The sequence below is a fragment of the Thermosulfuriphilus ammonigenes genome, from assembly GCF_011207455.1.
In the GTDB taxonomy this organism is placed as follows: domain Bacteria; phylum Desulfobacterota; class Thermodesulfobacteria; order Thermodesulfobacteriales; family ST65; genus Thermosulfuriphilus; species Thermosulfuriphilus ammonigenes.
Map to the genome: position 1 here is coordinate 622,239 of NZ_CP048877.1, position 21,979 is coordinate 644,217.

Below are 21,979 nucleotides of genomic sequence, written 5' to 3' on the forward strand. Positions count from 1 at the left end.
TTATGAGGGAAAATATCCATCAAGCACCGGCAAAAGGGCCTTTATAAAGCGCCTAGCAGCCTCCTCTGAAGCCTGATCTTTGTAAAGAAGAGATATCCTTACTAAGGATTCATCGGATCTTCGTGACCAAAGTTTATCCCACAAAAGATAGAGACGGTCTTCGTACTCATTGGCCACAATCCTTCCCCGCCCCTGATACCAATAGTAGACCAACATCTTCTGGCCGGACTTTTCCAAAAGGAGACGGTTAATCTGAATCTCGCCCTGGCCCTCAAGGGAAAGGGCCACCTGGCGAGAGTCCAAAGGAAACCAGCCGCTGCCTGGAAGACAGTGTTTAGGCGAGTGGATCATCTGGCCTTCTTTCTGGTCTTCAAAGTAGCCGATATAGAGGGTTACCCTGGTTCCTTCTTGATCCTGATAGGTGCGAAGAATGTGTTGGTCCACCCCCAAAATGGCAATGATATTGTCATCAAGACGATCTTCCGCTATCTGGACAAAGCCATCAATGGTGGACGGAAACTGATCTAAAGGACGTTTCGGGGGCACAGAGAGAGAATCAGAGGTGTGCTCCAGAAAAAGATAGGTAATTAAAAAGACAGCCGTGAGGATTAAAATCCTTCTGGTCATTTTCTTCCCCTAAACAGGAATAACACTCCGCCCAGAATGACCAGGGAAAGAAGAAAAACCAGCCAGCCGGAAAAGTAATGGAAGAACCCCCGGGCCGCCTCAGGTCCAAAGTGATAGGAAAGAATACCGGTTCCGACAATACGCAAAGCATTGGTTAAGATAGCTATGGGTATAGCTGAGGCCACCAGAAGAACTCGCCAGAGCCAGCCAGAGACAAAGTAGGCCAGAATAACCGTCATAGCCAAAAGGGAGATGATGGATCGAATCCCGCTACAAGCATCCGCCACTTCAAGGGTCATGTTGGGAATATAAATAATGTTTCCTTCCCTAAGGGTCGGAACCCCGATAATACTGAGGGACCAGGCCGCGATCTTTGAGGCCAAAAGTTTAAGGGGAAAGGTAAGGGAGTTGTAGATCACATAAGGGATGGGGATGGCCAAAAGCAACAGCAGAAAAGGAAAGAGAAGGATCCTGGAAAGGGACCAGCCAAAAAGAAAAAGCGACGCCCCCCAAAGAACTACAAGGAGAGATATTCTCTGAGTGTATAGTTCTCCGGCTACCTGCCCCAGAATGAGAAGGAACATCCCCCCCAAGACAATCAAAAGCCCCCAGGAGCTGGGACGAGGCCTCTCCAAGGCCCGTTCGACCTCTTGCCGGCGTTGCCAGAGGAAATATCCCGCCACCAGAGGCATAAGGAATCCATGAGAATAGTTGGCATCTGTCCACCAATCAGTCACCAGGTGGACGACCACCGGATAATACATAAGTCCCAGTAAAAAGAGAGGAAAGAGAAGGAGAATTTGGCCTTTTCCGGGAGTTAACGAAAACAATTTAACCTCTCCCTACGCCTGTGTAGTGAAATCCCATCTCTTTCATACGGCTTGGATTATAGACGTTTCTTAAATCAACCAGTCGGGGGCTTTTAAGAAGATCTTTAAGACGGCTAAGATCCAGATAGCGGAATTCATTCCACTCCGTAACTAACACCAGACAATCGGCTCCTTCGGCTGCCTGATAGGGATCATCACAGTAAAGGATTTTCTCTGGGGGAAAAACTCTCTTGAATTCCTCCATGGCCGCTGGATCATAGGCCTTAAGCTTGGCCCCCTGGGCCAGAAGCTCGGCGACTATAGTCAGGGCCGGAGCTTCCCGAATATCACTGGTGTTGGGTTTAAAGGAGAGCCCCAGAAGGGCAATAACCTTTCCGGTAACCTCACCGCCGCACATCTCAACAATTTTGTTTACGGCCCGGCGACGCTGATCTTTATTGACCTCTATAACCGCTTCGACGATCTTAAGGTTATATCCTCTATCCCGGGCCAGTTTGGCCAGGGCTTGAATATCTTTAGGGAAACAGGAGCCTCCAAACCCCGGGCCTGGATGAAGAAATTTAGGACCAATACGCCCGTCAAGCCCCATGGCCTTGGCCACATGGTGAACGTCAGCCCCTACCAGCTCACAGAGATTGGCAATCTCATTGATAAAGGAAATCTTGGTGGCTAAGAAGGCGTTAGAGGCATATTTAATAAGCTCGGCAGTTTCCAGGTTGGTAATCACAAAAGGAGTCTCTATTAGATAAAGAGGGCGGTATATGTCCTTAACTATAGCAATGGCATAGGCGCTCTCCCCTCCGATAACCACCCGATTAGGCCACATGAAGTCCTTAACCGCTGAGCCCTCCCTGAGGAACTCGGGGTTAGAGATGACGTCTATATCTATGGAGTTCTTTTTATGTTCATCAAAGAGGCGCTTTATCCAGCGATTAGTTCCTACCGGAACGGTACTTTTGGTAACCACTACCTTGTATTCATCAACAATATCGGCCAGCTTAAGAACCACTTCTCTGATCTGAGAAAGATCTGCCCCCCCGTCAGGAGCAGGTGGGGTCCCCACCGCCAAAAAGACAACCAGTGATCTTCGGACAGCTTCAGCCAGATCAGTAGAAAAATCTAGTCTTTTGGCGCGAACGTTTTTGTCTACCAATTCTTTGAGGCCCGGTTCATAAAAGGGAATCTCTCCCGACCGAAGCGTTTCTATCTTCTCTTCATCTTTATCCACACAGACGACCTGAAGACCAAAATCTGCCAAACCGGCCCCGGTTACCAGCCCCACGTATCCTGTTCCTACTACCGTAACGTGCATGGAAACACCCCTTAGGTTAGTCTATCTCTGTTTTTGCGGTACCACTCCACAAAGCGCCGAATACCTTCTTCAATAGGTACCTGGGGGTTGTAGCCAAGCATCCGCCGAGCCTTCGAGATGTCAGCATAGGTGAGAGGAACATCTCCAGGTTGATCCGGCAACCAGCGGATCTTGGCCTTCTTTCCCAGGTTTTCCTCGATCAGCCGGACCAGAGTTATCAGATCTGTGGTCCGAGACTCCCCGAGGTTAAAGATCTCAAAGGGATAGGCCTTCTGGCGAGCGGCCATAACTCCCTGAATGATGTCATCTATATAAGTATAGTCTCGCTTGGAACTTCCATCTCCAAAGAGGGGAATCTCCTCTCCCTGATCTATCAAACGGGTAAACTTATGAATGGCCATCTCCGGCCGCTGTCTTGGACCATAGACCGTAAAGAATCGCAGAACCGTCACCTTGATGCCGTAAAGGTGATGGTAGGTATAACACATAAGCTCATTGGCCCTTTTGGTGGCCGCATAAGGTGATATTGGCCGATCACAGGGATCGTCCTCAGAAAATGGCACCCGACTGGCCGCACCATAGACTGACGACGACCCCCCATAAATGAAGGAGGAAACTTTATATCGCCGGGCCAACTCAAGGAGATTAACTGTTCCCAAACCATTTACCTCTTCATAGAGCCGAGGCTCGGCAATAGAGGGACGTACCCCAGCTCGAGCGGCTAAATGAACAATCTCTTCTATCGGATAGCGCTCAAAGACTGCTTCCAGAAAAGGAAAATCACAGATATCTCCTTCCTCCAGATGAAAACGAGGGTTCTTACTGGCCTGGGCAATGTTGGAACGTTTAAGTTCAGGAGAGTAGTAATCATTGAAGTTGTCAATGCAGACTACCTCCTGCCCTTCATCCAGAAGGCGATCTATCAAATGAGAACCGATAAATCCTGCACCACCAGTGACCAGAATCATCTCTCCTCCTGTTATTCTACCGTAACGCTTTTGGCCAGGTTTCGCGGTTGATCGACATCACAACCCAGAGTAACGGCGATCTCATAGGCCAAGAGTTGAAGAGGTACCGTGGCCACGATAGGGGAAACCTCAGGGACAACCTGAGGAAGATGGATGGTGGCCTGAGAGACCTCTGGAAGTGTCTCATCCCCCTCGGTTACCAAACTGATTACCTGTCCTCTGCGAGAGCGAACCTCTTCAATATTGCTGACCATCTTTTCATAGACATGATCCTTCGGTGCCAGGGCCACCACCGGCATCTGTTCATCTATAAGGGCAATAGGACCGTGTTTCATCTCGCCAGCGGCATAACCCTCAGCATGAATATAGGAGATCTCTTTGAGTTTTAAGGCCCCTTCAAGGGCAATCGGAAAATGAATATTTCGCCCCAGATAAAGAAAGTTGCGGGCCTTATAAAATCTTTGAGCTATCTCCTCACTGGTCTTATGCCACTTAGGAAGCCAGTTCTCCAGAATACCAGGAACGGCCACCAAGGCCGACAGGAGCTCACGGCAACCCTCAGGTGAGGTGCCCCTTGCCTGAGCCAAATAGAAAGTAAGAAGTAGCAGGGCCGTAAGCTGACTGGTGAAGGCCTTAGTAGAGGCCACCCCGATCTCAGGACCAGCATGGGTGTAGATGGTTCCATGAGATTCCCGGGTGATGGTACTGCCTAAGACATTGCAGATAGAGATAATTTTGGCTCCCATCTGCCGGGCCATGCGCAGACCAGCTAGGGTGTCGGCCGTCTCGCCGGACTGAGAGATAGGAATGGCCAGAGTGTGGTTGTCTATCAGAAGATGACGGTAGCGAAACTCAGAGGCCAGATCAACCTCCACCGGAATCCCCACCCAGCGCTCAAGGAGATATTTGCCCACCAAGCCAGCATGATAGGAGGTGCCACAGGCAACAATAAAGATCTTGGAGATTCTTTGAATCTCCTCAGGAAGAAGAGAAATCTCAGGAAGGCTTATCTCCCCGGTCTCCGGGTTGAGCCGCCCCCGAAAGGTGTTAAGAACGGCCTGGGGTTGCTCATAAATCTCCTTGAGCATAAAGTGGCGAAAGCCGCCCTTCTCGGCCATGCTGGCGTCCCATGTGATCTCATGGACTTTCTTGGAAATCTCTTGACCACTGGCCAGATCAAAAATCTTCACCTCTCCTGGCTTGAGGACGGCCAATTGACCATCGTCAAGGAAAATCACCCTTCTGGTCCAAGGCAAAAGGGCCGGGATATCCGAGGCCAAAAAGACCTCCTCTTCCCCTAGCCCAATAACCAAGGGGCTCTGGTTCCGAGCACAGATCAAGGTTTGAGGTTCCTTGGCCCATAAGACACCCAAGGCATAAGAACCAACTAGCTCTTTTAGAGCGGTAAAAACTGCGGCCACAAACCCTTTAGAAAGATGCTCCTCTATGAGATGGGCAATGACCTCGGTATCTGTGTCAGAGCGAAAGTGATGCCCCTGTCCCTTGAGGCGCTCCCTTAAGGAATGGTAATTTTCAATAATTCCGTTGTGGACAACTACTAACTCCTCATGGCAGTCCCTATGGGGGTGAGCGTTTTCCTCGGAAGGCTCACCGTGAGTGGCCCAGCGGGTATGTCCCAGACCAATTCCCGAGGCCAGGGATCGGATGTCAGCCGTTTTCTCATCAAGGTTGATGAGCTTACCTTGGGCCCGGCTAAGGAGCAGACGGTCTCCATTAAGGCAAGCGATTCCGGCCGAATCATAACCCCGATACTCCAGACGCTTGAGCCCTTCCAGGAGAACCGGGATCACCCGTCGATGACCGACATAACCGACAATTCCGCACATGGATAAAACCTCCTATCTCGCCCCTTCCCCAAAAAGGACAATCTTGATGGTCTTAAAAATAATGTAGAGATCAAGGGCTAGAGACATATGTTTTATGTAATAGAGGTCATACTTTAACTTCTCCAGGGCATCTTCATCCGAGGCTCCATAAGGGTAACAAACCTGGGCCCAACCGGTGATACCAGGATGGACGGTATGACGCTGGTCATAAAAGGGAATCTTACGACGCAATCTTTCTACAAATACGGGCCTCTCTGGCCTAGGCCCCACGAAAGCCATATCCCCTTTAAGGACGTTCCACATCTGCGGGATCTCATCGATACGCAATTTGCGGATAATCCGGCCCACTCTGGTTACCCGTGGATCATTTTGAGCCGCCCACTTGGCTCCGTTTTTCTCGGCGTCTTGTCTCATGGAACGAAACTTATAGAGCTTAAAAACCCGGCCATCCTTACCTACCCGCTCCTGGACGAACAAAACAGGCCCTGGAGAATCCAGTTTGATAGCTAAGGCGACAATGATGATAATGGGCAGGGTCAGGACAAGCCCAATAGCACTACAGACAATGCTCATAGCCCTTTTGGCCACCCGTCGGGGGAGGGACTGCCGAAAGCCCTCACCAAAGATAAGCCAGCTAGGGTTGATCTTCTCCACCAGGATCTTTCCGGTAAGCAATTCATAGAAGGTCTCCCCCTCCACCACCGGGATTCCGGCCATCCGACAACGAAGCAAGGCCTCCACCGGCATCTTGCCCCTTCTTTCATCAAGGGCCACCACGATCTCCTCCGCCCCGCTACGAACAACACACTCAAGGAGATCTTCCTCTAACGAATAGACAGGTAAATCTCGAAAGTCAGGGCTGCCGACAAGGGCATTGGCGCTAGGGTTGGCCACTACGGCCACCACTTTATAGCCACAGTCGGGGTTATTTTTGATTTCTTTTATAATCTCTGCCGCCAACTTGCCAGAACCTAAAAGAACCACCTTTTCATTGAGAAAGTCATTCTTGATAGCCCAGAGATACACCAACCTCCAGGAGACCGCGGCAATAATAAAGAAGACTAAAGAGATCAAAAAGGTACCCTGGAGAAGGATAAGCTGGGGAAAGGCTATGTAGGCAAAACCGGTAATAATGGAAGCCACTCCCAGGGCCTGACAAATCCTAACTGAGGTCTCAAAAAGGTTGTCTCCAGGTTTAAAACGGTAGAGATCAAAGTAATAAAGACTTATCTGACAGACGACTAGAATGAATAAAATCTTCAGCCAAAGGTGATAATCATCAAGATAAGAAAGATCTCCTCCAACCTTCCAGAGGAAGACCAGGGTAATAATGGCCAGAATAAAAACAGTCTCCCCGAAGAAAAAAAGGATTCTCCTTACCGGGTAGTAACGTTCAAAGAGCTTAACCATAGTAGCCGTAGTACTTTTTGCTTCGAAAGTAGGAGTACTTGCGAGGAGGAATCTCAAAGGCGTTAAAGACCACCCCGAGGATCTTTCCCCTTCCCAGCCTCTCTATGGAATCCTCCACCAGTTCTCGCTTTGATTTGCCATAGCGAACCACAAAGATAACAGTATCTACAAACCTGGCTAGGTTGACTGGTTCGGAGGTAAGCTGAACCGGCGTGGTATCCAGAATGACCAATCTGTCTGGATAGCGTGATCGAACCTCTTCGATAAGATCAGCCATCCGGGCCGAAGAAAGAAGATCTGAAGGCTTGTTGGGAGGCGGACCAGCAGTCAGAAGACTGAGTTTTTCTACTGGAGGTCTTTTAAGGAGACGAGGGAGGGGGGTCCTTCCCTGAAGATAGTCTGAAAGCCCTTCATCATTGTTCTGACCATAATAAATATGAGCTGAAGGCTTTCGTAGGTCGCAGTCTATGAGAAGGGCATGATACTCCAAACTTTGGGCCACGGAGGCCGCTAAATTGGCGGCCACAAAGCTCTTGCCCTCTTTGTCCATGGCACTTGAAACCATAACCACCCGAGGAACCGGGCCTTGGCGGGGATTTATCAAGCGGGCCCGAAGCAACTTAAAATGCTCACTGGCCAGGGAGCGAGGCTGAGTAAAAACAATCAGACGAGGATCAAGGGCCCCGGTCCCGGGAACAGAGGTTGATGCCTCCGAAGGATCCTTTCCCCCTGCCCCTTCCTTTTTAGGCGGCCCCTCGGGATGGATAGAATGCGTAGAGAGAGGGGTCTTCTTTTCTCGGTTAAATTTCTCTAAGGCATCGGCGATTTTACCCATTAATTCCCCCTGTTTGAGCCAACCTGTTGATTCTGGAATCGGAAAAAAAGATGACTCCTTTTAAACCCCCTCCAGACCAGAGCCCAAGAAATTAGAGGGAAAATTTAATCAGGAAAATCCTCTTTGGCTATGGAAAACCTGAGGGGAAAAGTCTTTCCCATAGAGAAGATAAGGACTCTTGGATGGTTGGATAGTAAATCAGAGAAAAGGCAATCAGAATAAACGCCAAAACGGCTATAGCCCCCCACATAAGACCTTTACTTTTCCGAGAGGTTTTGGGGGGAGATACCTCCTCTGTCGGACTGTGGTTATCAATAGCAATTTTTATCTCCTGAGCACATTCTTCAACAATGGGAAGGCCTATGGATCTTGTTTCTCGAAGATAACCGGTAAGAAGGGCATGATCACAAAGAATATTAATCAGGCGAGGAACCCCTCGGGTTACCTCGTAGATCCGCTTAACGGCCTCGGGAGTAAAAAGGTCAAGACGTTCGGCTCCAGCCCTAGCCAATCTGGCCTGGATGTAGCTTTCTACCTCTGAGGGGTCTTTTAAGGCCGTTAGGTGATAGTGATAGGTAATACGCTGTTTGAGAGGGTAAAGGTGTGGTTTTTGCAGACGCTTCAAAAGCTCCGGTTGCCCCACCAGGATGATATTAATCAGCTTCTGACGCATGGTTTCAAGATTGGTCAAAAGACGAATCTCCTCAAAGAGCCCTTCTGGAAGGGCCTGGACCTCGTCAACAATGAGGACAACGTTTTTTCCCGATTGAAAGGCCTCTTTAAGAAATTCGGTGAAAACGAAGATAAAGTCGCTTTTGTCCTGAGGGGCCCGTGGAAGTGAAAAGGCCTGGGCTAAATAAGTAAAAAATTCCCTCCGATTAAGACGAGGGTTAGAAAGAAGAGCCACAATGGTCTCTTGGGGTATTTTTTCCAGAAAGGCGTTAATAAGGGTGGTCTTGCCGGCTCCAACCTCCCCGGTAATAAGGATAAAGCCTTTACGCTGACTGACACCATAGATCAGGTGGGCCAAGGCCTCCCGGTGTCCCTCACTAAGGTAGAGAAAACGAGGGTCAGGAGCTATACCAAAGGGATTTTCTCGAAGCCCGTAGAAGTCTTTGTACAAGGCTATTAAATTAGGCCCGGATTGTTCTTAATGAGGAGGAAGAGAAGTCCAGCTACTATCAAGTAACCGACGACCGCCATCCCCGTAAAGACCAAGTTCTTATAAAAGCGCCTTCTTCTCTCTTTCTGATTAAGGATAAGGGGAACAGCGGCAATAACCGGAATCTTGAGTTCGGTTTCCACCTGTTCTACATCGTAGAAGGCCTTACTTAGAAATTCCATGGCCAAGGCCAACCCCACTCCTAGCCCCAAGGAGAGAACCAGCGTCAGGGCCAAGATCTTCTTTACATTCGGTTTTGAAGGCTTCTCTGGCACCCGGGCCGGATCAATAATTCTAAATTGCTCCCCTTTCTGATAGCGCTCAAGGGCCTCGGCCTGTTCGGCCGCTATCTTTTTGGCCAAAAGGGTCTGGTAGGTCTTCTGGAGATTCTCGTAGTCTCGGGTGAGGTCTATAAGTTGTTGCTCCCTTTCAGCTGTATTCTCCAATCTTTTCTGGTAAAACTGAATCTTCTTTTTAACATCTTTGGCCTCTAAACGCAGCTTGCTCAGCTCTATATTCAGGGCTTCAAGCTGGCGTTTGATATCTAAAATAACCGGATTGATCACCTGATTGTCATCTTTGGTCTTTGAATCTTTAGCCTCTTCCTTTTGCTCTTTCTCCAGCTTTTTGATCATGGCCTTAAGCCTGATGACATCAGGATGTTGCTCAGTGTAGCGAGTAAGAAGGGAGGCCAGGCGTTTTTTAAGGATTTCCACATCCGAGGTCCCTTCCCGGGTCTCATCCCGGGTTGAAGCCGATAAGGCTTCTTTCTGACGACGCTTCTGGAGCTCTATCTCCTCATTGAGTTGCCGCTGGAGAAGAATCTTCCGGTCTTCAGCAGCCCGAATATTCTCCTGAATAATCTCCAGCTGATCGGTGAGCCTCTGGAGCATGGCCATGTTGGTCTGGCGCTGCTCAGGAAGCTCCCCCATGTATTTCTTCTTAAAGTCTTTGATGGCCTTTTCCCTCTTTAGGAGCTCGGCTTCCATGCGGGCCAGCTCCTGAGCCAAGAATTCCGAAGTACTTCTAGCCTGTTCTTCTCTAAGTTTAAGATTTTCTTCGATGAACATGTTGGCCAAGGCGTTGGTCACCCGAGCAATAAGAACAGGATCTCTCCCTTCATAGCTGAGAACAAAAATATTCCCCTTACTTCTCCGGGGTATCTCTACCTTGATCTTCTTTCGCATGGTCTCAACTACTGTCTCCATAGGATATTTGGCCCGCATCTCCGGGTAAAGATCAAACTGTTCGATGACCCGCTCTAGATTAGTCCGGCTGGTGATCTCCTGCCAGATGGCCTGAATGCGCTCCTGAACGTCTCCAGTTACGGTAGATTGAACATAGCTTTCGGGCACTTTTTGTCTGACGACAACGATAGTAGTTGATGTTTTGTACACCTTAGGAGCAGTGAAGCAGTAAAGAATACCCAAGATGAGCAAAGGGATAGGGGTAAAGATCAAAATCCACTTCCTTCTACGGGCAAGATTCAAATACTTGTCAAGATCAAACTGAGCCTGCTGATTGGCTTCCATCATTACCTTCTTATCTCATGAGATAAATTTATTCTTAAAATTAGGCTATTTTCCCGATATTCTTCGCTGGATTGTTCCGCATCTCTGATTCTATAAGAGTATGACAAAGAAACATTTATTTTGGGATTCAGCATTCTTTTTATAGAACAAGAAAAACCATAAAAATCGTCCGTTCTGTCATTAATGTCTTTATACTCCTGGGTGCTATAATAGGCTGAGGCCTGACCAGTAATATACGGCCCTAATTCGGCTGAGATCGAAGCAGAAAAGCGTCTATACTGAGTAAAACCTCTATTTTCAGCATCGACATATTGTCCACGGTAGCCGCTAGCCCCTGAGAGAGAAACATTATAGTGTTCAAATCTTCGATTAAGATTAAAAGTGTAAGTCAGGCTACTGTCTTGGCCGCTCTCTTCTGTATCTCTGAGATAATATCCCAAACTTAAACTATAGCTCAGAGTCTCGGTAGGAGATTGGTTGTAAGATAGCGAAAAACTATGAGTTTCATAGTCATTTTGGGCCGAAGATTTAAAGTCCATAGTGGTATAAGAGTATTGTAGCCCCACAGAGGTATGAGGATTTAAACGATAAGTGTAAGAAAATGATGGACTCCAGCTCTCCTGCCCCGGCTTAGTGTCATATTCGTACCGGCTCCAGGTAAGATCCAGACCGGCCTCATGTCTGGGCCCCCAACCATATCTCAAACCAAACCCGGGGCTGTATTGAAGGCTATCCTCTACAGCCGGATCGTCCGAGCCAAAACGGTTATCGGAATAATGAAGGTCAAGGAACCCTTTCTCGGCAAATTGATAAGAAAGCCTTCCCGAAACAGTATTTCGGTAAGAAGGCTTCCGGGTACGACGGACGGCCAGTATATCTGGCTGGTATCTAAACTCCGAAGGTTGTTCTGTCCGATAAAAGATCTCTGAGATGTTCATAAAAAGACGCTCTCTTAGTTGCTCATCCCAAAAGATGGTCAGGGTCTGACGGGTAGAGTCATTTCGGTCTTCTCTTTTATACCTGGTTATTCCCAGTTCATAGTCGACTCCTAGACTGCGATATTGAGTCACCTGTTTCAGGCTGATACCCGGCCCCAAAACGGTAATCCAATCTGACTTCTCTCCAGTTGGAGCAAGGTAGAGATTGTCAGTATATTCTTCGGACATGAAAACCCGAGGCATTAAGCGAAGCTCGGAAGCCCGGACACTGAAAGTCAAGAAAAGAAAAAGCAGGAGCAAACAAAAAACAAGTCTATGAACCATATTTGCCCCCTTGGGGATTTTCCCCAAGTTTTTAACAAAAGGAAGACCTTAGTGCCAGTTATATCCTAAAATTAAGGAATGGACCTGCGATAGGGCTCCAGACAGCACTAAAAGGCTATCTTAGGGAACAACGATGGTATCGTCCGGCCGAATGAATATGTTCTGTTCCAGATCTTCCCCCTGGATTACCCTTTTGTAATTAAAGCGAAGCTTCTTTTCCTTATTCCCTTCACGTCGCAGGATAATGATGTTTTCCTCATTGGCCCATTCGGCCAGCCCCCCGGCCTTAGAAAGGGCCTGAAGCACTGTTAATCTCTTAACCAGAGGATATTCCCCCGGTTTGTTTATCTTTCCGATGATATAAAAGACCTTATAGCTTTGCTTTACCGTTACCGAAACTTCGGGAACCTCAATATACTTTTTAAGTTTTTTTTCTATAGCCCCTTTAAGCTCCATCGGTGTCAGACCAGCAGCTCGAATATCGTTTACAAGCGGAAGGGTGATCATTCCATCGGTGCGAACGATGATCTCACTTCGGGAAAGATCTGGCTCATGCCAGACCAAAACTTCAAGAACATCTCCGGGGCCTATAGTATAAGGCCCTTCCACCGAAGTCGTTTCAGCCCCGGCAAGCCCCTTCCCTAAAAAGAGGCACAAAGACAAAAAAAGCAGCCCCCTTAAGAAGGCAGTTTTCATGAAGATTCCTCCTTCTCAGGATTCCCACTCCTTATCCTGCAGAGATATTCCTCCCACTCTATCGGTAGGAGATACTTTTTCTTGTTATTACACTCTTTACAGGCGGGCACTAAATTCTCCTTGACGGAGAGTCCCCCTCGAGAAATAGGAATCACGTGATCCATGGTTAATTCTTTAGGTGGTACCCGACGGCCACAATAATAACATCGGCCAATGGCGCAACGTCGCCGCCACCATTTGGTAGCCCGCAGGCGCCGAGCCTTGTGTTTTTCACGACGAATATGTTCTTCATCCAGAAGCATTGGACTTCATTTTACTTCTTTAGCCAACTCTTGGGAACGTCTGGTAGCCGCCTCCACGGCCTCAAACAAAACCCCTTTAAAGCCTGCCTTTTCCATCTTTTGAAGACCTGCGATAGTGGTGCCTCCAGGAGAAGTGACCATGGCCTTTAGTTGGTAAGGATCTTTGCCGGTTTCCTTGGCCAAGCGAGCAGCCCCAAGGACAGTCTGAATAACTAGTTTCTCAGCCTGAGGCCGAGGCAACCCCACCCTCACCCCGGCATCAATAAGGCCCTCGATAAAGGCAAAGACATAGGCCGGTCCAGATCCAGACAGACCGGTTACGGCGTCCAAATAGACTTCCGGGAGGCAAAGGGCTTCACCAATAGCCGAAAAGATCTGTTGGGCCTGATCTAGATCCTTTTCCGTAGCCGAGGCTCCAGGAGAAAGGACACTCATGCCCTCAAGAACTAAAGCCGGAGTATTGGGCATGACCCGGATAACCCGAGTCCCCTCGGGAAGCCTGGACTCTAAAAAGGAAAGGGGAATCCCGGCAGCGATAGAGATGATCAGGTGTCTTTCTTCTACAGCAGGGGCAATCTCCGTAAGCACTTCGGCCAGAACCTGGGGTTTTACAGCCAGAATAACTGTCTCCACCTTGGCCAAAATCTCTTTATTCTCGGAGACAATGATTACCCCATAGTTCTTTTTAAGATAATCCCGGCGCTCTTTTTGAGGCTCGGAGATAAAAATCTCTCTAGCCTTGGCCACCTTAGCGGTCAGGATTCCTCTTACCAGGGCCTCGGCCATTTGCCCCCCTCCGATGAATCCTATCTTCGCCATTGTTTCCTCCCCATTTTTTATCTTCTCCTATCACCCGAGGCGCCCTAGCACAAGAAATCCTCCCGGGTTTCTAATTGTCAAGAATTTAATCTGTTTCAAACCTTTAACTCCAGACTTATGTAATCCTGAATTAGGGCCTTAAGGACTTCTCAAAAGAGACCGATTGGTTTCTAAACCCTTCTTAAATTCTTTTAAATCTAGGAGGTGGGTAGATGAAAGGTTTACGTTCTCTGGTCGTTGCGTGGTTGTTTGTCTTCTTTCTGGCTACTGGGGCCTTGGCCGGAACCAATCTCAACACGGCTTCGGCTGCCGAACTGGAGCTTCTTCCAGGCATTGGCCCCAAGACTGCTCAGGCCATTGTAGAGTACCGTAAGGCCCACGGCCCCTTTAAATCCATTGACGAGCTCCTAAAAGTTAAAGGAATCGGTTCTAAAAAGTTAGAAAAGATAAGACCACTTGTGACCGTGGAAGACTGATTACCCAACAAAAATAGGGGCGGCTTAAGGGGCCGCCCCTATTTTTGTTTTATTTGTATGACAGCTAATCAGAAAAAGAGCGTCTAAAGAGCTCCTCAATGGCCTTCTGCCCCTCATCATTAAGGTTTCTGGTCCCTGTACCGACAAAGCTAGAGTGACTAATCGAGGGAATCTCTTTTACCCAAGAGCCCTCCTTCCAGGTAAACCAGCTCTTTTGTTTCTGGTCAAAAACATGAAGGGGACGATTGAAAAGTTTGGCCAGCTGGGCAGCCCAACCGGTACCTCCCTTAACATTCCCATCCTCTAAGATTTCACCTACAATAAAAACTTGGTAGCCCTTGTTGACCATATGAAAAATTACCTGGAGAACCCTCCTAATCTTCTCTGGTCGGGCATAGTTGCGGTTCATCATTCGAGAGACCAGCTCCATACTTATATCGCCTCGTCTGAGTTCCTCTTCAGAAAGGACAATTAAATTTCTGGCCCGATCTGGCACCCGGCCCTCCCAGGTGAAGACAAACTCTTTTACTCCCCATTTTTCGGCCATCTCTCCAAAGAAGGCCTCCGCGCCTTTAAGACCACTATGGTAGAGAGTGCAATCTTCAGGCTTCATAAAAAATCTCCTTTCACCAAAATGAGGCCCCTATTTAGTCTATTGTGGATGTTTGTCAATCATTTTTATTCAAAGACAACCTGATCTGAAATAAGCTTAAGGCTAAAAGTTTTCTTCAGAACAAAAAAAGCCGCCATCTGTGGCGGCTTTTTAGTCTTATAAAATGGAGCGGGAAACGGGATTTGAACCCGCGACATCCACCTTGGCAAGGTGGCGCTCTACCACTGAGCTATTCCCGCCCGCTCAGCGACTTAAATTATATAGCCTTAGGTGAAGGGCTGTCAACCACTCAAGAATTAGGGCTCCTTTTTCTCCGAAGACTCCGAAGTGGCCTGGACCTCGACCTTCTCCTCCGCCTCCTCTGCCTCGGCCCCTTCAGATACTGTCTCTGCTTGGACCTCAACCTCTTCATTCTGGAGGGATTCCTGCTCTTTAGCCTCCTCGTTAGCCTGACTTTTGACCTCGGACTTCTCTTCTTCGGAAGATCCTTTAGAGATTGAAGCCTGGGAAGCCTCAGTCACTTTAGGGGCTACGGTGGCCTCTGACTTTGGCCGGGTACGTCTTTTTCGAGCTAAAGATTCTGTTACCAGTTCGATAACAACCAGGGGAGCACCATCGCCACGACGAAAACCATACTTTATAATTCGGGTATATCCCCCGTTTCTATCTACATATCGCTCTCTTATCTCTGAGAAGAGTCTCTTAACGACCTCCTTGTCCCGAATCACGGCCAAGGCCTGGCGTCTGGCATGCAGGGTGCCCTTTTTGGCCAGTGAAACCATTTTATCAGCTAAACGACGAAGCTCTTTCGCCTTGGCCTCGGTAGTGATTATCCGCTCATGGGCAAACAGCGAGGTAACCATATTACGTAACATGGCCTGCCGATGAGAAGACGTCCGCCCCAATCTTCTACTCACCTTCCTGTGTCTCATTAGGAAGCACCTTCCTTCTCTTTGGTCTCTTCTTTTTCTTGGGTTGGAGGAGTCCAGTTGTCTAGCTTCATGCCAAATTTAAGCCCCATAGAGGCCAAAATCTCTTTAATCTCATTAAGCGATTTACGACCAAAGTTTTTGGTCTTAAGCATTTCGGCTTCTGTTTTCTGAACCAGCTCACCAATGTAGTTTATATTGGCATTTTTTAGACAATTAGCCGAACGAACAGAAAGCTCCAGCTCATCCACCCGTTTATTTAGGTGTTCCAGATAAGAAGGAACCTCCTCCTCGGCCTCTTCAGGGATGGCTGGCTCTGCCGTGGCTTCATCAAAGTTTATAAAGACATTGAGTTGTTCCTTAAGGATTTTGGCGGCGTAAGCCACAGCATCGTCGGCAGAAACAGTCCCGTCTGTCCAGACTTCAAGGACCAAGCGGTCATAATCAGTTATACGCCCCACTCTGGCTAGAGTCACATTGAAGTTTACCTTCTTAATAGGAGAAAAAATGGCATCAATAGGGATAACCCCTATGGGCATCTCTTCTTCTTTATTCCTCTCCGCCGGAACATATCCCTTACCCCACTTGACCAACATCTCCATCTTCAGGCGGCCATCTTTAGTAAGAGTAGCTAGATGGTGATCCGGGTTCATAATCTCAATCTCTTCATCCGTCTGGATATCACCGGCCTTAACTTCTCCCGGCCCCTGTTTGTCAAGGGTAATCGTCTTGGGGGCTTCCCGAAGCATTCGGATCCTTACCCCTTTAAGGTTAAGAACAATATCGGTGATATCCTCCACTACTCCAGGAAGACTAGTAAATTCATGCTCTACCCCGTCTATCTTAACGGAGGTAATGGCCGCTCCTTGAAGAGAGGAAAGCAGAACCCTTCTTAAGGCATTACCAAGGGTAACCCCAAATCCTCTTTCTAAGGGTTCAATGATAAACTTTCCATAAGCCGGAAGCTGACTGTCTTCGTCAATGACCAGCCCTTTGGGCTTAATTAGTTCCCGCCAGTTTCGATAAAATGGAATTTTTTGCTCAGACATAAGCCTCTATTCTCACCCCTTTATCGTGAGTAGAACTCAACGATGAGCTGTTCCTGGATGGGCAAGGTAATATCTTCCCGAACAGGAAGGGCCTTGATCACTCCCTTAAAACCATCGGGATCAAGTTCCAGCCACTGGGGAACCCCTCTTCTGGCTACCCCCTCCAGAGACTCCTTAACAAAGGGGTTTTGACGACTTTTTTCCCTTACTTCGATCACATCCCCCACCTTCACCAAAAAGGAAGGAATATTTACCTTGCGGCCATTAACCAGAATGTGCCCGTGACGAACGAGCTGACGAGCTTGACGTCGGGAGCTGGCAAAGCCAAGACGATAGACAACATTGTCCAGACGACGCTCCAAAAGAACCAGAAGGTTCGTTCCGGTAAGACCCTTGAGACGGTCTGCCTCATCAAAGTAGCGTCGGAACTGCTTCTCCGAAAGACCATACATCCGTTTAACTTTCTGTTTTTCTCGAAGCCGGATCCCATAGTCAGACATCTTGGCCCGAACCTGAGCCTGACCATGTTGCCCCGGAGGATAACTCCTCCGTTCAAAAGAACACTTATCCGTATAACAACGCTCCCCCTTAAGGAAGAGCTTCATTCCCTCCCGACGACACAAACGACACCTTGGTCCTAAATAACGGCCCAAAACACAACCCTCCTTCTCTTAGAAAGTAGGACTACACCCGTCTTCTCTTGGGTGGGCGACAACCATTGTGGGGAATGGGCGTGACGTCCTTAATTAAAGTGATCTGGAATCCAGCCGCCTGAAGGGCCCGCAAAGCGGCCTCTCGCCCTGGCCCCGGCCCTTTGACATAAACAGCCACCTTTCGCATCCCTTGATCCTGGGCCTTCCGAGCCGCAGCCTGAGCAGCAAGCTGAGCGGCATAAGGAGTCCCTTTACGGGAACCTTTAAACCCCTCTGTCCCGCCACTGGCCCAGGCCACAGTATTGCCCTGCTTATCCGTAATGGTAACAATGGTATTATTAAACGAGGCCTGAATATGAGCTACTCCCTCAGGTATATTTTTCTTTTCTCTTTTACGACGTTTCCTGGCCATAGATCTCCCTCACAGACTTATTTGCCCTTCTTTCTCTTGCCGATTATGGAACGGCGAGGTCCCTTTCTTGTCCGGGCATTAGATCGAGTCTTTTGACCACGAACAGGTAGACCTAATCTGTGCCTAAGACCTCGGTAACAGCCCATATCCATGAGGCGCTTAATGTTCATAGAGACTTCACGGCGGAGATCACCCTCCACCTTGTACTCATGCTCAATAAGGGACCTGATCTTGGTTAGCTCCTCATCAGTAAGGTCTTTGGTCTTTTTATTCCAATCTACCCCGGCTCGGGTTAGAATCTTCTGGGCCAGGGTATGACCAATTCCGTAGATATAGGTAAGAGCAATACAAATTTTTTTGTTGTCTGGGACGTCAACTCCAGCTATCCGAGGCAAAACTATCCTCCTCCTTTAACCCTGTCTTTGTTTATGACGCGGATTCTCACAGATCACCCGCACTATACCCTTACGCTTAATAATTCGACATTTACGACAGCGCTTTTTCACCGACGCTCTAACTTTCATTCTTGGGCCTCCCCAAAAATCAAGTAGTCCGGAGCCGCTAAATACCACAATCTTTGGCCAAAAACCAGCCCCCCTTTACTGGGGCTTCTTACCCCGGTAAACAATCCGCCCCCGAGTCAAATCATAAGGGGAAAGTTCAACTGTCACCCGATCTCCAGGAAGAATACGGATATAGTGCATCCTCATTCGTCCGGAAATGTGGGCTAAGACCTTGTGACCATTGTCAAGCTCCACCCTGAACATGGCATTAGGCAAGGTCTCAACCACTGTCCCTTCCACTACAATAGCCTCTTCCTTGGGCATTCTAATCCTCCAGCCGGCTCAGAATTTGCGGCCCCTTGGCAGTTATGGCCACAGAATGTTCAAAGTGGGCCGAAAGGCTCCGATCTTTAGTCACGGCTGTCCAACCATCAGCCAAAATCTCTACCTCCGGCCCGCCCACATTGACCATAGGTTCTATGGCAATTACCATCCCCGGCTGAAGCCTAGGACCCTTACCAGGACGACCGTAATTGGGTACCTCCGGTCCCTCATGAAGGGATCGTCCTACCCCATGGCCGACAAACTGCCTAACCACTGAAAAACCCTGCGCTTCAGCATGACGTTGAATAGTTGCCGAAATATCCTGAACCCTATTGCCAATCCGGGCCCGTTCAATAGCCAATTCCAAACACTCCCTGGTCACCGCTATCAGCCGAGAGGCCTCATCTGAGACCCGCCCCACGGGAATTGTTACCGCCGCATCTCCTACATACCCCTCGTAGATGGCTCCGAAATCTAGGCTGACAATATCACCTTCCTTAAGGACTCGCTCCTTGGAAGGCATCCCGTGAACAACCTCTTCGTTTATAGAAACACAAAGGGCAAAAGGGAACCCTCGATAACCCTTGAAGGCCGGGAGGGCTCCCTTTTGACGAACCCATTCTTCCGCCAGCTGATCAAGCTCCCAAGTCGTTATTCCTGGAGCGATAACCTCTCTTAACTTAAGTAAAATTTCAGCAACTATCTGATTGGCAACCCGAAGCTTTTCTATCTCCCAGGGTGCCTTAAGAATTATCCCTCTAGCTGTACCCTTCATCACTGGCCATTTGGCCAGACTCGGTTAACCCAAGACCTGGCAGATTCTTTCGAATATCTCGTCAATGCTTCCCATACCGTCTATACGACGCAGCAGTCCCTTGTTTTCGTAGTAATCTACCAGAGGTTTAGTCTGATCATTATATACCTTCAGACGGTTGCGGACAGTCTCTTCAGTGTCGTCATCCCGTTGATAGAGTTCTCCTCCACAGACGTCACACTTACCATCAACCTTGGGAGGCTTAAAGATGACATGATACATCATCCCACACTGCTTACAAGTTCGGCGGCCGGTAAGCCTCTTGACAAGCTCCTCTTCGGGAACATCGATGAGGATAACATGATCAATCTTCTTACCCATCTTCTCAAGAAGCTTATCCAAAGCCTCAGCCTGGGGTACAGTGCGGGGAAAGCCATCCAGCATAAAACCCTTCTCGCAGTCAGGTTGAGAGAGGCGTTCCTCAACCATACCAATAACAATTTCATCTGGAACTAACTGACCTTTGTCCATATATTCCTTGGCCTTTTTACCTAATTCCGTCTGATTCTTCAGATGTTCCCGGAACATATCTCCAGTAGAAATCTGAGGAATGCCATACTTCTCAACCAATCTTTTGGCCTGAGTTCCCTTACCAGCACCCGGAGGTCCCAGAAGAATAATGTTCATATCCCCCTCCTTTCTTAGTTTTTAGCGACGACCCCTTAGCCGTCCCTGCTTTATAAAGCCCTCATAGTGCCGGGTTATCAGGTGTGATTCAACCTGGGCCATGGTATCCATAGCCACTCCGACGACAATGAGGAGGGCCGTACCACCAAAGTAAAACGGCACATTGAATTTGGTTATCAAAATGGCCGGCAGAACGCAAATGGCTGAGACATAAATTGCCCCGATTACTGTAATCCTGGTAAGGACTCGATCAATGAACTCTGCCGTTGGCCGACCAGGACGAATCCCCGGGATATATCCTCCATATTTTTGAAGATTTTCAGCCACCTCTTCCGGGTTAAAGATGATCGCCGTGTAGAAAAAGCAAAAAAAGACGATCAGAGCTACATATAAACTCTCGTAGAGGAGCGTCCCTGGCCGGAGCTGATTGGCTAAGGTCTGCATAAACTCCATGGGAACAAAGTTGGCAATAGTAGCCGGAAACATAATAATCGACGAGGCAAAAATAGGAGGAATAACCCCGGACATGTTGACCTTAAGGGGCAAATGGGTAGTCTGCCCGCCATAGACTGTCCGCCCCACCGTCCGGCGAGCATAGTGGATAGGGATACGCCGTTGGGCCCGTTCCATAAAAACAATAAAGGCCACTACCGCGACCATCATCACTACTAAAAAGAGCATCAAGGCCGGGTTTATCTCCCCGGTTCTCATCAAACGGAAGGTATTGATGATGGCCGAAGGCATACGAGCCACAATTCCGGCAAAGATGATAAGAGAGATGCCATTACCAATACCATGCTCGGTAATCTGTTCACCCAACCACATAAGAAAGACGGTCCCTGTGGTTAGGGTGAGAGTGGTCATCAGCCGGAATTCCCAACCAGGATTAAGAACAATCATCTGACCATTGGGGCCCGTCATGCTCTCCAGACCAATAGCTATACCCATTCCCTGCACAAGACTGATGGCCACAGTAAGATAGCGGGTATAAAAGGCCATCTTCCGGCGCCCTTCAGGCCCCTCTTTCTTTAGTTGGTCCAAAGCCGGAATTACCACTGTAAGCAATTGTAAGATAATGGAAGCACTGATATAGGGCATAATTCCCAGAGCACAGACCGAAAGGCGCCTTAAGGCCCCACCAGAAAACATATCTACAAAGCCAAAAAGAGTGCTCCCGGCTCGGCTAAAAAGGGCCATTAAGGCATCGGCGTTAATCCCCGGCGTCGGGACCTGAACTGCTATACGATATATAGCCAGGGCCAGAAGGGTAAAAAGAATCCGACGCCGTAGCTCCGGGACATTGCTCAGGCCTTGAATGCCTGCTGCCATTAACTTAACCCTCCAGCAACTCCACCTGGCCCCCGGCAGCCCGAATCTTCTCCTGGGCCGAACGGCTGGCTTTGTGGACTTTAAGGGTTATAGGAAATGATATTTCCCCTTCCCCCAAAACCTTCACCCGGAGGGAACGTCCTTTAATCAGACGGGCCTCCTTAAGGGCCTCAAGATCTACCACCGCACCTTCAGAAAATTTAGCCGCTATTTCCCGAAGATTGATTATTGTGTATTCAGTCCGAAAACGGGCGTTATTAAAACCTCGCTTGGGCAGAAGACGAATCAGGGGCATCTGACCACCCTCAAACCAGGGGGGAACGCCTCCTCCCGTCCGAGAGCGTTGTCCTTTCTGCCCGCGGCAGGAGGTCTTACCGTGCCCTGACCCCGGCCCCCGACCTACTCTCTTGGCCTTCTTTCGTGCCCCCAGGGAGGGTTTAAGATTAGAAAGACTGATCATATTTCCCCCTCAACTTTCAAAAGATGGCGGACCTTATTTATCATACCCCTTACAGACGGTGTATCCGGTAAGGTAACTGTCTTGTTAGTCCGGGTAAGACCTAACCCCTTAAGGGTCTCCCGATGCTTTCTCGGACGCCCATTGGGGCTTCTAACCAAGGTAATCTTAAGAACCTTATCCATAAGAGA

At 48.7% G+C, this 21,979-nt stretch carries 26 protein-coding genes, 1 tRNA gene and 1 pseudogene; 1 reads left to right on the top strand and 27 read right to left on the bottom strand.

Annotated features, from left to right (window positions below; all coding sequences use genetic code 11):
• The 13 genes from G4V39_RS02925 to proC all read right to left on the bottom strand — a co-directional run bounded on the left by G4V39_RS02925 (position 1) and on the right by proC (position 13,602).
• A complete protein-coding gene (locus G4V39_RS02925) occupies positions 1–627 on the bottom strand; it encodes an exosortase C-terminal domain/associated protein EpsI (RefSeq protein ID WP_166031518.1) in 627 nt (208 codons plus the stop codon).
• A complete protein-coding gene (gene xrt, locus G4V39_RS02930; protein ID WP_210412168.1) occupies positions 624–1,457 on the bottom strand; it encodes an exosortase in 834 nt (277 codons plus the stop codon). Before xrt ends, G4V39_RS02925 begins: the two co-directional genes overlap by 4 nt.
• A gap of 1 nt (position 1,458) precedes the next feature.
• Positions 1,459–2,769 carry a UDP-glucose dehydrogenase family protein gene (locus tag G4V39_RS02935; protein ID WP_166031519.1) on the bottom strand — a complete coding sequence of 437 codons (1,311 nt, stop codon included), beginning with the start codon at positions 2,767–2,769 and terminating at the stop codon, positions 1,459–1,461.
• Positions 2,770–2,780: 11 nt separating this feature from the next.
• Positions 2,781–3,737, bottom strand: coding sequence for a GDP-mannose 4,6-dehydratase (locus G4V39_RS02940; RefSeq protein WP_166031520.1), 957 nt, complete (start codon positions 3,735–3,737; stop codon positions 2,781–2,783).
• An 11-nt stretch (positions 3,738–3,748) separates the two neighbouring features.
• Positions 3,749–5,584, bottom strand: coding sequence for a glutamine--fructose-6-phosphate transaminase (isomerizing) (gene glmS, locus G4V39_RS02945; protein ID WP_166031521.1), 1,836 nt, complete (start codon positions 5,582–5,584; stop codon positions 3,749–3,751).
• 12 nt (positions 5,585–5,596) lie between these two features.
• A complete protein-coding gene (locus G4V39_RS02950) occupies positions 5,597–6,994 on the bottom strand; it encodes a TIGR03013 family XrtA/PEP-CTERM system glycosyltransferase (RefSeq protein ID WP_166031522.1) in 1,398 nt (465 codons plus the stop codon).
• The gene (locus tag G4V39_RS02955) at positions 6,987–7,829 is read right to left on the bottom strand and encodes a CpsD/CapB family tyrosine-protein kinase (protein WP_166031523.1); all 843 of its coding nucleotides are present in this window, start codon (positions 7,827–7,829) and stop codon (positions 6,987–6,989) included. Before G4V39_RS02955 ends, G4V39_RS02950 begins: the two co-directional genes overlap by 8 nt.
• A 127-nt stretch (positions 7,830–7,956) precedes the next feature.
• Positions 7,957–8,952: an ExeA family protein gene (locus G4V39_RS02960; protein WP_166031524.1), complete on the bottom strand. Its 996-nt coding sequence runs from the start codon at positions 8,950–8,952 to the stop codon at positions 7,957–7,959.
• 5 nt (positions 8,953–8,957) lie between these two features.
• Positions 8,958–10,523, bottom strand: a complete 1,566-nt coding sequence (locus tag G4V39_RS02965; protein WP_166031525.1) for an XrtA system polysaccharide chain length determinant — start codon at positions 10,521–10,523, stop codon at positions 8,958–8,960.
• 2 nt (positions 10,524–10,525) lie between these two features.
• Positions 10,526–11,785 carry an outer membrane beta-barrel protein gene (locus tag G4V39_RS02970; RefSeq protein WP_166031526.1) on the bottom strand — a complete coding sequence of 420 codons (1,260 nt, stop codon included), beginning with the start codon at positions 11,783–11,785 and terminating at the stop codon, positions 10,526–10,528.
• Between the two features lie 120 nt (positions 11,786–11,905).
• Positions 11,906–12,481 (bottom strand): polysaccharide biosynthesis/export family protein, encoded by a 576-nt coding sequence (locus G4V39_RS02975; protein WP_166031527.1) that lies wholly within the window; start codon positions 12,479–12,481, stop codon positions 11,906–11,908.
• Positions 12,478–12,783 carry an HNH endonuclease gene (locus G4V39_RS02980; RefSeq protein WP_166031528.1) on the bottom strand — a complete coding sequence of 102 codons (306 nt, stop codon included), beginning with the start codon at positions 12,781–12,783 and terminating at the stop codon, positions 12,478–12,480. Before G4V39_RS02980 ends, G4V39_RS02975 begins: the two co-directional genes overlap by 4 nt.
• Positions 12,784–12,789: 6 nt before the next feature.
• The gene (gene proC, locus G4V39_RS02985) at positions 12,790–13,602 is read right to left on the bottom strand and encodes a pyrroline-5-carboxylate reductase (RefSeq protein WP_166031529.1); all 813 of its coding nucleotides are present in this window, start codon (positions 13,600–13,602) and stop codon (positions 12,790–12,792) included.
• A 212-nt stretch (positions 13,603–13,814) separates the two neighbouring features.
• Between proC and G4V39_RS02990 the strand changes: the two genes are divergently transcribed.
• A complete protein-coding gene (locus G4V39_RS02990) occupies positions 13,815–14,078 on the top strand; it encodes a ComEA family DNA-binding protein (protein WP_166031530.1) in 264 nt (87 codons plus the stop codon).
• Between the two features lie 64 nt (positions 14,079–14,142).
• On the opposite strand, the gene G4V39_RS02995 is transcribed toward G4V39_RS02990, so the two are convergent.
• The 14 genes and pseudogenes from G4V39_RS02995 to rpmD all read right to left on the bottom strand — a co-directional run bounded on the left by G4V39_RS02995 (position 14,143) and on the right by rpmD (position 21,973).
• A complete protein-coding gene (locus G4V39_RS02995) occupies positions 14,143–14,691 on the bottom strand; it encodes a hypothetical protein (protein ID WP_166031531.1) in 549 nt (182 codons plus the stop codon).
• A 164-nt stretch (positions 14,692–14,855) separates the two neighbouring features.
• Positions 14,856–14,930, bottom strand: a tRNA-Gly gene (locus G4V39_RS03000).
• A gap of 338 nt (positions 14,931–15,268) precedes the next feature.
• Positions 15,269–15,623 (bottom strand): annotated as a pseudogene (gene rplQ, locus G4V39_RS11295) (50S ribosomal protein L17); the annotation flags it as partial.
• The gene (locus tag G4V39_RS03010) at positions 15,623–16,669 is read right to left on the bottom strand and encodes a DNA-directed RNA polymerase subunit alpha (protein ID WP_166031533.1); all 1,047 of its coding nucleotides are present in this window, start codon (positions 16,667–16,669) and stop codon (positions 15,623–15,625) included. The gene G4V39_RS03010 and the pseudogene rplQ, both read right to left, overlap by 1 nt.
• Positions 16,670–16,689: 20 nt before the next feature.
• A complete protein-coding gene (gene rpsD, locus G4V39_RS03015) occupies positions 16,690–17,322 on the bottom strand; it encodes a 30S ribosomal protein S4 (RefSeq protein WP_166031534.1) in 633 nt (210 codons plus the stop codon).
• A 31-nt stretch (positions 17,323–17,353) separates the two neighbouring features.
• Positions 17,354–17,734, bottom strand: a complete 381-nt coding sequence (rpsK, locus tag G4V39_RS03020; RefSeq protein WP_166031535.1) for a 30S ribosomal protein S11 — start codon at positions 17,732–17,734, stop codon at positions 17,354–17,356.
• 17 nt (positions 17,735–17,751) lie between these two features.
• Entirely contained in the window at positions 17,752–18,129 is a 378-nt protein-coding gene (gene rpsM / locus G4V39_RS03025; RefSeq protein WP_166031536.1) for a 30S ribosomal protein S13, read from the bottom strand.
• Between the two features lie 15 nt (positions 18,130–18,144).
• Positions 18,145–18,258, bottom strand: coding sequence for a 50S ribosomal protein L36 (gene rpmJ, locus G4V39_RS03030; RefSeq protein WP_166031537.1), 114 nt, complete (start codon positions 18,256–18,258; stop codon positions 18,145–18,147).
• Positions 18,259–18,333: 75 nt separating this feature from the next.
• A complete protein-coding gene (infA, locus tag G4V39_RS03035; RefSeq protein WP_166031538.1) occupies positions 18,334–18,561 on the bottom strand; it encodes a translation initiation factor IF-1 in 228 nt (75 codons plus the stop codon).
• Between the two features lies 1 nt (position 18,562).
• Positions 18,563–19,336 (bottom strand): type I methionyl aminopeptidase, encoded by a 774-nt coding sequence (map, locus tag G4V39_RS03040; protein ID WP_166031539.1) that lies wholly within the window; start codon positions 19,334–19,336, stop codon positions 18,563–18,565.
• 24 nt (positions 19,337–19,360) lie between these two features.
• Entirely contained in the window at positions 19,361–20,002 is a 642-nt protein-coding gene (locus G4V39_RS03045; RefSeq protein WP_166031540.1) for an adenylate kinase, read from the bottom strand.
• Between the two features lie 21 nt (positions 20,003–20,023).
• Positions 20,024–21,331, bottom strand: a complete 1,308-nt coding sequence (secY, locus tag G4V39_RS03050) for a preprotein translocase subunit SecY (protein ID WP_166031541.1) — start codon at positions 21,329–21,331, stop codon at positions 20,024–20,026.
• A gap of 4 nt (positions 21,332–21,335) precedes the next feature.
• A complete protein-coding gene (gene rplO, locus G4V39_RS03055; RefSeq protein WP_166033046.1) occupies positions 21,336–21,788 on the bottom strand; it encodes a 50S ribosomal protein L15 in 453 nt (150 codons plus the stop codon).
• A complete protein-coding gene (gene rpmD, locus G4V39_RS03060; RefSeq protein WP_166031542.1) occupies positions 21,788–21,973 on the bottom strand; it encodes a 50S ribosomal protein L30 in 186 nt (61 codons plus the stop codon). The genes rplO and rpmD overlap by 1 nt, the downstream gene beginning before the upstream one ends.
• Between the last annotated feature and the right edge of the window lie 6 nt (positions 21,974–21,979).

Excerpts from the sequence above, each read along its gene's own strand:
- secY (WP_166031541.1), bottom strand. The coding sequence starts at position 21,331 with ATGGCAGCAGGCATTCAAGGCCTGAGCAATGTCCCGGAGCTACGGCGT.
- glmS (WP_166031521.1), bottom strand. The coding sequence starts at position 5,584 with ATGTGCGGAATTGTCGGTTATGTCGGTCATCGACGGGTGATCCCGGTT.
- G4V39_RS02955 (WP_166031523.1), bottom strand. The coding sequence starts at position 7,829 with ATGGGTAAAATCGCCGATGCCTTAGAGAAATTTAACCGAGAAAAGAAG.
- rpmD (WP_166031542.1), bottom strand. The coding sequence starts at position 21,973 with ATGGATAAGGTTCTTAAGATTACCTTGGTTAGAAGCCCCAATGGGCGT.
- G4V39_RS02935 (WP_166031519.1), bottom strand. The coding sequence starts at position 2,769 with ATGCACGTTACGGTAGTAGGAACAGGATACGTGGGGCTGGTAACCGGG.
- G4V39_RS02990 (WP_166031530.1), top strand. The coding sequence starts at position 13,815 with ATGAAAGGTTTACGTTCTCTGGTCGTTGCGTGGTTGTTTGTCTTCTTT.
- G4V39_RS02940 (WP_166031520.1), bottom strand. The coding sequence starts at position 3,737 with ATGATTCTGGTCACTGGTGGTGCAGGATTTATCGGTTCTCATTTGATA.
- G4V39_RS02965 (WP_166031525.1), bottom strand. The coding sequence starts at position 10,523 with ATGGAAGCCAATCAGCAGGCTCAGTTTGATCTTGACAAGTATTTGAAT.
- infA (WP_166031538.1), bottom strand. The coding sequence starts at position 18,561 with ATGCCCAAGGAAGAGGCTATTGTAGTGGAAGGGACAGTGGTTGAGACC.
- G4V39_RS02950 (WP_166031522.1), bottom strand. The coding sequence starts at position 6,994 with ATGGTTAAGCTCTTTGAACGTTACTACCCGGTAAGGAGAATCCTTTTT.
- rpmJ (WP_166031537.1), bottom strand. The coding sequence starts at position 18,258 with ATGAAAGTTAGAGCGTCGGTGAAAAAGCGCTGTCGTAAATGTCGAATT.
- G4V39_RS02995 (WP_166031531.1), bottom strand. The coding sequence starts at position 14,691 with ATGAAGCCTGAAGATTGCACTCTCTACCATAGTGGTCTTAAAGGCGCG.
- G4V39_RS02975 (WP_166031527.1), bottom strand. The coding sequence starts at position 12,481 with ATGAAAACTGCCTTCTTAAGGGGGCTGCTTTTTTTGTCTTTGTGCCTC.
- proC (WP_166031529.1), bottom strand. The coding sequence starts at position 13,602 with ATGGCGAAGATAGGATTCATCGGAGGGGGGCAAATGGCCGAGGCCCTG.
- map (WP_166031539.1), bottom strand. The coding sequence starts at position 19,336 with ATGAAGGGTACAGCTAGAGGGATAATTCTTAAGGCACCCTGGGAGATA.
- G4V39_RS02925 (WP_166031518.1), bottom strand. The coding sequence starts at position 627 with ATGACCAGAAGGATTTTAATCCTCACGGCTGTCTTTTTAATTACCTAT.
- G4V39_RS03010 (WP_166031533.1), bottom strand. The coding sequence starts at position 16,669 with ATGTCTGAGCAAAAAATTCCATTTTATCGAAACTGGCGGGAACTAATT.
- G4V39_RS02970 (WP_166031526.1), bottom strand. The coding sequence starts at position 11,785 with ATGGTTCATAGACTTGTTTTTTGTTTGCTCCTGCTTTTTCTTTTCTTG.
- G4V39_RS02980 (WP_166031528.1), bottom strand. The coding sequence starts at position 12,783 with ATGCTTCTGGATGAAGAACATATTCGTCGTGAAAAACACAAGGCTCGG.
- rpsK (WP_166031535.1), bottom strand. The coding sequence starts at position 17,734 with ATGGCCAGGAAACGTCGTAAAAGAGAAAAGAAAAATATACCTGAGGGA.
- G4V39_RS03045 (WP_166031540.1), bottom strand. The coding sequence starts at position 20,002 with ATGAACATTATTCTTCTGGGACCTCCGGGTGCTGGTAAGGGAACTCAG.